Origin of the sequence: Streptosporangium sp. NPDC002721, from assembly GCF_042888905.1 — a bacterium.
GTDB lineage: Bacteria > Actinomycetota > Actinomycetes > Streptosporangiales > Streptosporangiaceae > Streptosporangium.
Map to the genome: position 1 here is coordinate 36,551 of NZ_JBIAQI010000049.1, position 6,000 is coordinate 42,550.

The window sequence follows — 6,000 nt, forward strand, 5'->3', positions numbered from 1 at the left end:
CCGGCCCGGAGGGGGTTGCACACGACCTACGGGTACACCGAAACGACGCGGGGACGGCTGCGCAGGCTCAACATCGTCATGTTCCTCCCGATGATCGCCGCCGTGGGGGTGCTGCTGGTGGCGATGGAGGCCAGGACCTGGTGGCACGCCGTCGTCCTGGGGCTGGGCGTGGCCGTCAGCCTGGTGGCCTTCGTGAGATGGGCGGCGCGTGACATCTCCCGCGTCGCGCTTCCCTGCCTGGTCGTCGCCGCGGCCGTATGGGCCGTCGGAGCGCTGGTGATAGGCAGCGACACGGCGTTCTACGGCATCTCGATCGTGTGCTCCCTGACCGTCCCCCAGCTGCCGCGCCACCGGGGCAAGGTGGCCCTGGGGGTGATCTCCTACGTCGCCGCGGTGGGCGCGGCGAGGCTGCTGGTGACCCAGGACCCTCTCTCCGCCGTCCTGATCGCGTACGTCATCGTCCCCGCGGGCATCACCGCGGTGCTGACCGGCCTGATGTTCCCCAACCAGAAGTTCTACGGCCTGGTGAAGGAGCTGGAGGAGGCACGGGAGCGCGAGGCGGAGCTGGCCGTCATGCGGGAGCGCATGCGTTTCGCCAGCGATCTGCACGACATCCAGGGCCACACCCTGCACGTGGTGAAGCTGAAGATCGCGCTGGCCCAGAAGCTGGTGCACAGCGACGCCGGACGGGTGGAGCAGGAACTGCGCGAGGTGCACGCCCTGGTCAGCGACACCATCGCCCAGACCAAGGCGCTCGCCTACGCGCAGCGGCGGCTCAACCTGTCCGCGGAGCTGGAGAACGCGAAGAACCTCTTCGAGGCCGCGGGCATCCGCGTGCGCGTCGACCGGGAGGCCGAGGTCGACGCGCACGCGGGCGAGCTGCTCGGCCAGGTCCTGCGGGAGACGACGACCAACATCCTGCGGCACGCGCAGGCCCGGCAGGTGCGCATCACCCTGTCGGAGTCGGGTATCGCCATCGTCAACGACGGCGCCCGGGAGGATCCGCCTCCCGAGCTGCGAGGGCTCGCCACGCTCAAGGAACGCGTGGAGGGCAGCGGGGGCGAGCTGACGGTGGAGCAGAAGGACGGGCGTTTCCTGACGGCCGCGGCGTTCCCGCACGGCCGCTCGGACACCGCCCGCTGAAAGCACTGCCCTCCGGAAACCGGGAAGGACGATTGATGACCACCGTGGTGCTCGCCGACGACGAGGCCCTCCTCCGCAAGGCGCTGGCGGCGCTGCTCCCCCTCGAAGGGGAGATCACCGTGCTCGCCGAGGCGGAGGAGGGCGAGGCGGCCGTCCGGGCCACGCTGCGACACCGGCCCGACGTGCTCGTCATCGACCTGGAGATGCCCGGCATGGACGGGCTCGGCGCCGTCGCGGAGATCCGCCGTGAACGGCCGGAGCAGGTGATCCTCATGCTGACCCGCCATGCCAGGCCGGGGGTGCTGCGCAGGGCGCTGAGGCTCGGGGTCCAGGGCTTCGTCAGCAAGTCCGCCGAACCGGCTCACATCGTCTCGGTCATCACGGCCCTGCACGAGGGCAGGCGATGGATCGACCCCGACGTCTCCGCCCTCGCCGTCGTCGACGACTGCCCGCTCACCGAGCGTGAGATCGATGTGCTGCGGGCGACCGGCGGGGGTTACTCGGTCGCCGACATCGCCGTCCAGCTCCACCTGGCGGAAGGCACCGTGCGCAACTACCTGTCGAACGCGATGCAGAAGACCCAGACCCGGACCCGGCACGAGGCGGCACGGTACGCGCGCGAACACGACTGGCTGTGAGCGAGGGCGGCGAGGGCGCGGCGCCTCAGGACCGGCCGCAGGTCGCGGGGCAGAACCCGACCTCGGGGTGGCGCGACGACGGCCCGTCCAGGAGGGGTTGTCGTCGTGATCTCAGGTGCCGGTCGAGGAAGGCCGCCACGTACGTGCGGGTGAGCTCGGCGGAGCGTGCCGCGGGCAGGGCGCCGGCGGGGGGAGCGATACCGAGGGTGCCCATCATCAGCGGCAGGTCGGTGAAGGACTGGTGGTCCGCGCCCGTCAGCACGATCCAGCGCTTCCATCCGGTCAGCAGCTTCCAGTCGCGGTCCCAGGAGTTGTCCCGGCCGCCCGGGACGTGCTGCGGCGAGCCCAGGAACATGAACGGCCGGGAGAGGCCGGTCTTGGGGATGCGGGCGTAGGTGGTGCCGTCCATGTCGATTCCGGCGCGGATCCGGGGGTCCTTCACCATGGCCGCCACGGTGGCGGCCCCGCCGATCGACTGGCCTGCCATCGCGATCCTTTCGCGGTCGATCAGGCCGGAGCCCTTCCACGTCGTGGTCAGCCGGTCGAGCACGAACGAGACGTCGGCGGCCCGGCCCTGGACCAGCCCGGCGCCGAAACCCGGGTCGGTGTCGCTGTCGCAGGCGACGCATTCGGCGACCCGGCCGTCGGACAGGGTGGTGGCGTAGCTCTCGTGGGTGTGGTCGATCCCGGCCACGACGTAGCCGCGGCTGGCCAGGTCCTCGGCCAGGGAGGTGAGGGTGCTCATCGGTTTGGTGAAGCCCGGGGAGAGCACCACCAGCGGAAGTCGCCGCCCCGCCGGTTCGGCGTCCTCGATCGCGTTGGTCCGGGTCCTGCTCAGCGTGCCGTACGGCGCGGTCGCGATCCTGGAGCCCTTCAGCAGGAGCTCCGACTCCCTGGTCGTCATGTACGGCGCCCGCCGCCCGTCCCGTCGCCCGGTCGGGTACCACAGGGTGACCTTGAGCTCCCTGGCGTCGGCGTCGGGGTCCCAGGGGTCGGGGCGGGAGGTGTCGGTCAGGTGCAGGGCGGTGGTGCCGACCGGATGGGGCCCGGTGGGGGCGGGCAGGGTGGCGGGACCGGTCGGCGTGAGCGGCGGGCCGGCGTCGGCCCGGGGCGGTGTGGGGGCGGAGCAGGCGGACGCGGCCAGGACGATCAGTCCCGCGGCCACGGCCAGGAGCTGTCTCATGGAGAGGGGTCCCTTCACTTGTGCAGCAGGGCCAGGGCCTTGGCCAGGGCGGGGTCGCGTCCGGCGGCGGCGTCCTCGGGGGTCAGGGGGACGTGGTGGTCGGGCGGCACGCCGATCTTGTCGATGACCTCGCGGTTCGGTCCGAAGTGATGCTTGTCGGGGAAGCTCAGCAGGGTGTTGTTGCTCAGCAGGTAGGACCCGGCCGGGCCGGAGACGAGCCCGGCGGTCCTGGTGCCGGCCAGCTGCCCGAGGCGCAGGTCCTTGACCGCGGAGCTGAAGTGCTCGCACGCCGAGGCGCAGCCGCGGTCGACCAGCACCACCAGCGGCAGGCGAAGCAACTCGACGGTGTCGTCGGTCCGCATGGTCTCGCATGTGCCGTCCACGGCGCACTGGTAGGCGGTGACCCTGCGGTGGCCGAACGCGCTCAGCAGCCGGGTCGCCTCCACGGGGCTGCCGCCGCCGTTGCCGCGCAGGTCCAGCACGACGCCGGACAGCGTCCGGCCGGCGCGCAGCCTGGTGACGGCCTTGAACACCCGGTTCGCGGAGTCGGCCGCGAATCCGGTCATCCGCACATAGGCGACGTCGTCGTCCAACAGCTTCGACCTCACCACCTGCAGGGCGGTCAGGTCCCGTTGGAAGAGGCCCGGTTTGAGGGTCACGCTCCAGCGGCGGCCGGTGCTCTGGCGCGACAACCGCAACTCGACCGGCCGCGCCTCCGGGTATCGCGGGTAGAGGGCGGCGATCGCGGGGGTGGCCTTTCCGTCGATGAAGGGTGCCGAGCCGTTGACCGCTTCGATGACGTCGCCCGCGCGCAGCCCGGCGGCCTGGGCGGCGCCGCCCTGTACGGTGGTGACGAACAGCGGGGGAAGGGCGGTGCCGGGGTTGGCGTCGGCCTGCGCGCCGGTGACGTTGGCCGTCAGGCCCAAACCGTAGCCGTCGCCGTCGTAGTGGTCGGGTGGCCGCTTGACGCTGTGTGCCCAGCGGGCGTGGTTGTCGTCGAGGGAGGCCACGATGGCCTCCAAAGTGACGACGGCCAGCTGTTCGCGCAGGTCGGGGACCTGGTCGGTGACTTTCCGAAAGGCGGTCTCGAAGGCGGTCCAGTCGGCTTTGCGGTCGCCGGTCAGGGCGGGCATGGTCGCCTCGGGCACCTCGCGCCCGTCGCGGCCGAGCTCCTGGGTCAGGGCGGCGAATCCGGCCAGCAGCAGTGAGCGGGCGTCCAGGGTGGCGCCGCTGTAGTAGGTGCCCAGGATGCAGAAGTAGGCCTGTTCGATGACGTCGATCGTGGTGGCCGTCTCCGCCGCGGGAGGTCCCTGGGGGCGCGCGCACACCGTCGCGCCCGCCGTGTTCGCCTGGATGCGCGGCGGCGTCGGCGCGGTGCAGGCCGCCGCCAGCAGGAGCGCGAGCCCGGTGGCTGTGACCCTGGTGACCCTGGTGACCCTGACGCCGGTCACGACAGGCGCCTTCGGACCCACCAGAAGCAGAACCAGGTGAGGGCGGCGGTGAGCAGGGCGTAGATGCCGGTCTCGATCCACTGGAAGGGCCAGAAGCGCTCCAGGGGCTGGTAGGTCGCCTGCTGCCGGTAGCCGAGCCGGTTGATCTCGACCAGGCACCCGTCCATGCCCGCTCCCGCTCCCGCTCCCGGTCCCGGCGGTGCGCAGGGTCCCGACGTGGTGGAGGTCCTGACGGCGGCGCCCTCCTCGCCGCTGCCGGAGATCACGCGCCCGGACGGATCGACGAAGTCGCTGGACAGTACCCAGGCACCGGCCCCGGCTTGACCGGGAATGGCAGAGTCCAGCCTGATGTGCACGAACTGGTTTTCGTCCCGTCTTATGCCGATGCCATCCACGTTCGCACGGCTGAGTTCGAAGGCCGACGTGACGGGGGGCATCAGGTGGGGACGGACGAGCAGCGGCATGGCGAGCTGGGTCGCGACGAAGACGGCCAGGGTGAGGGCCATGGCGGGCAGCGTGCGGCGCACCAGCATGCCCACGGTCACCCCGAGGACGAAGGCGAAGGCCGCGTACCCCATCGGGGCGATGCCGCGCGCGCCGAACACCAGGGGGGCCATCAGGGCCAGCTCCGAGGTGGCCGACTTGTCCAGGGGGGCGGACCACCAGGTCACCGCGAGGCCGCACGCACCGGCGGCGGCCATGGCCGCCAGGCCGGTGAGCCCGAGCTTGACCGCCAGCCAGCGGGTGCGGGTGACGCTCTGGTTCCACACCATCAGGTGCGTTCCCGCCTCCAGCTCCCGGGTGATCAGCGGTGCTCCCCAGAAGAGCCCGACGAGGGCGGGCAGGAGCAGCACGAGGAGGCTGACGGCCATGAAGGGCGTCTGGTAGTCGTCGAAGAAGCTGTCGAAGAAGCGGTCGCAGGTGTCGTCCCGCACACAGGCGGTGATCCCGGTGGAGTAGCGGGAGGCCAGTTCCGGGCCGGTCAGGGCCAGGGTGGCGACGAGTGCGACGAGCACGGCGGCCGTCATCGCGGCCGAGCCGCGGAACTGGCGCCAGGTCAGCCAGATCATCGCTGCACCTCCAGGGCGGCTCGCCGGTTGTCGGCGGTGCGCTTGTCCATGTAGGCCAGGACGAGGTCCTCCAGGCCGAGCTGGGTGACCGTCCAGGCGGGGTCGTGGATCGGGGCGTCGGTACGGACCACGTACGTACTCTGTCGTTCGGTGTGGCGCGCGGAGACCACGTGCTGGTCGGCGGGGAGGCGGTCGGGGTCGCGGCGCGGGCCGGTGAGCCGGTGGTGGGTGGCCAGCAGCTTCTCGCTCTCCCCGGCGATCTGGACGCGGGAGTCGACGAGCACGATGAGGTAGTCGCAGATCCGTTCCAGGTCGGAGACCAGGTGGGAGGAGAGCACCACGCTCAGCGTGTGCTCGACCGTGGCCTCCATCAGCCCCTGCATGAACTCGCGGCGGGCCAGCGGGTCGAGCGAGGCCACGGGCTCGTCCAGGACCAGCAGTTCGGGCCGCTTGGCCAGGCCCAGGGTGAGCGCGAGCTGGGCGCGCTGGCCACCCGACAGCCTGCCCGCCCGCTG

The 6,000-nt window shown here is 71.7% G+C and carries 5 protein-coding genes and 1 pseudogene; 2 read left to right on the top strand and 4 right to left on the bottom strand.

Features of this window, described 5'->3' with window-relative positions; genetic code table 11:
- Positions 1 to 78: 78 nt before the first annotated feature.
- Together ACFYWM_RS42115 and ACFYWM_RS42120 are read left to right on the top strand one after the other, a co-directional pair.
- A complete protein-coding gene (locus ACFYWM_RS42115; RefSeq protein WP_389926682.1) occupies positions 79 to 1,143 on the top strand; it encodes a sensor histidine kinase in 1,065 nt (354 codons plus the stop codon).
- A gap of 35 nt (positions 1,144 to 1,178) precedes the next feature.
- Positions 1,179 to 1,781, top strand: a complete 603-nt coding sequence (locus tag ACFYWM_RS42120) for a DNA-binding response regulator (protein WP_389926673.1) — start codon at positions 1,179 to 1,181, stop codon at positions 1,779 to 1,781.
- Between the two features lie 25 nt (positions 1,782 to 1,806).
- On the opposite strand, the gene ACFYWM_RS42125 is transcribed toward ACFYWM_RS42120, so the two are convergent.
- The 4 genes and pseudogenes from ACFYWM_RS42125 to ACFYWM_RS42140 all read right to left on the bottom strand — a co-directional run.
- Positions 1,807 to 2,964 carry an alpha/beta hydrolase family protein gene (locus tag ACFYWM_RS42125; protein WP_389926675.1) on the bottom strand — a complete coding sequence of 386 codons (1,158 nt, stop codon included), beginning with the start codon at positions 2,962 to 2,964 and terminating at the stop codon, positions 1,807 to 1,809.
- 14 nt (positions 2,965 to 2,978) lie between these two features.
- On the bottom strand, positions 2,979 to 4,415 hold the full coding sequence (locus tag ACFYWM_RS42130; RefSeq protein ID WP_389926678.1) for a S41 family peptidase: 1,437 nt from the start codon (positions 4,413 to 4,415) through the stop codon (positions 2,979 to 2,981).
- On the bottom strand, positions 4,412 to 5,485 hold the full coding sequence (locus tag ACFYWM_RS42135) for an ABC transporter permease (protein WP_389926680.1): 1,074 nt from the start codon (positions 5,483 to 5,485) through the stop codon (positions 4,412 to 4,414). The genes ACFYWM_RS42130 and ACFYWM_RS42135 overlap by 4 nt, the downstream gene beginning before the upstream one ends.
- A pseudogene (locus ACFYWM_RS42140) lies at positions 5,482 to 6,000 on the bottom strand (ABC transporter ATP-binding protein); the annotation flags it as partial. The pseudogene ACFYWM_RS42140 and the gene ACFYWM_RS42135, both read right to left, overlap by 4 nt.

What these genes read in the sequence shown, in the direction of transcription:
- ACFYWM_RS42115 (WP_389926682.1), top strand. Translation starts at nt 79, where the DNA reads ATGTTCCTCCCGATGATCGCCGCCGTGGGGGTGCTGCTGGTGGCGATG.
- ACFYWM_RS42120 (WP_389926673.1), top strand. Translation starts at nt 1,179, where the DNA reads ATGACCACCGTGGTGCTCGCCGACGACGAGGCCCTCCTCCGCAAGGCG.
- ACFYWM_RS42125 (WP_389926675.1), bottom strand. Translation starts at nt 2,964, where the DNA reads ATGAGACAGCTCCTGGCCGTGGCCGCGGGACTGATCGTCCTGGCCGCG.
- ACFYWM_RS42135 (WP_389926680.1), bottom strand. Translation starts at nt 5,485, where the DNA reads ATGATCTGGCTGACCTGGCGCCAGTTCCGCGGCTCGGCCGCGATGACG.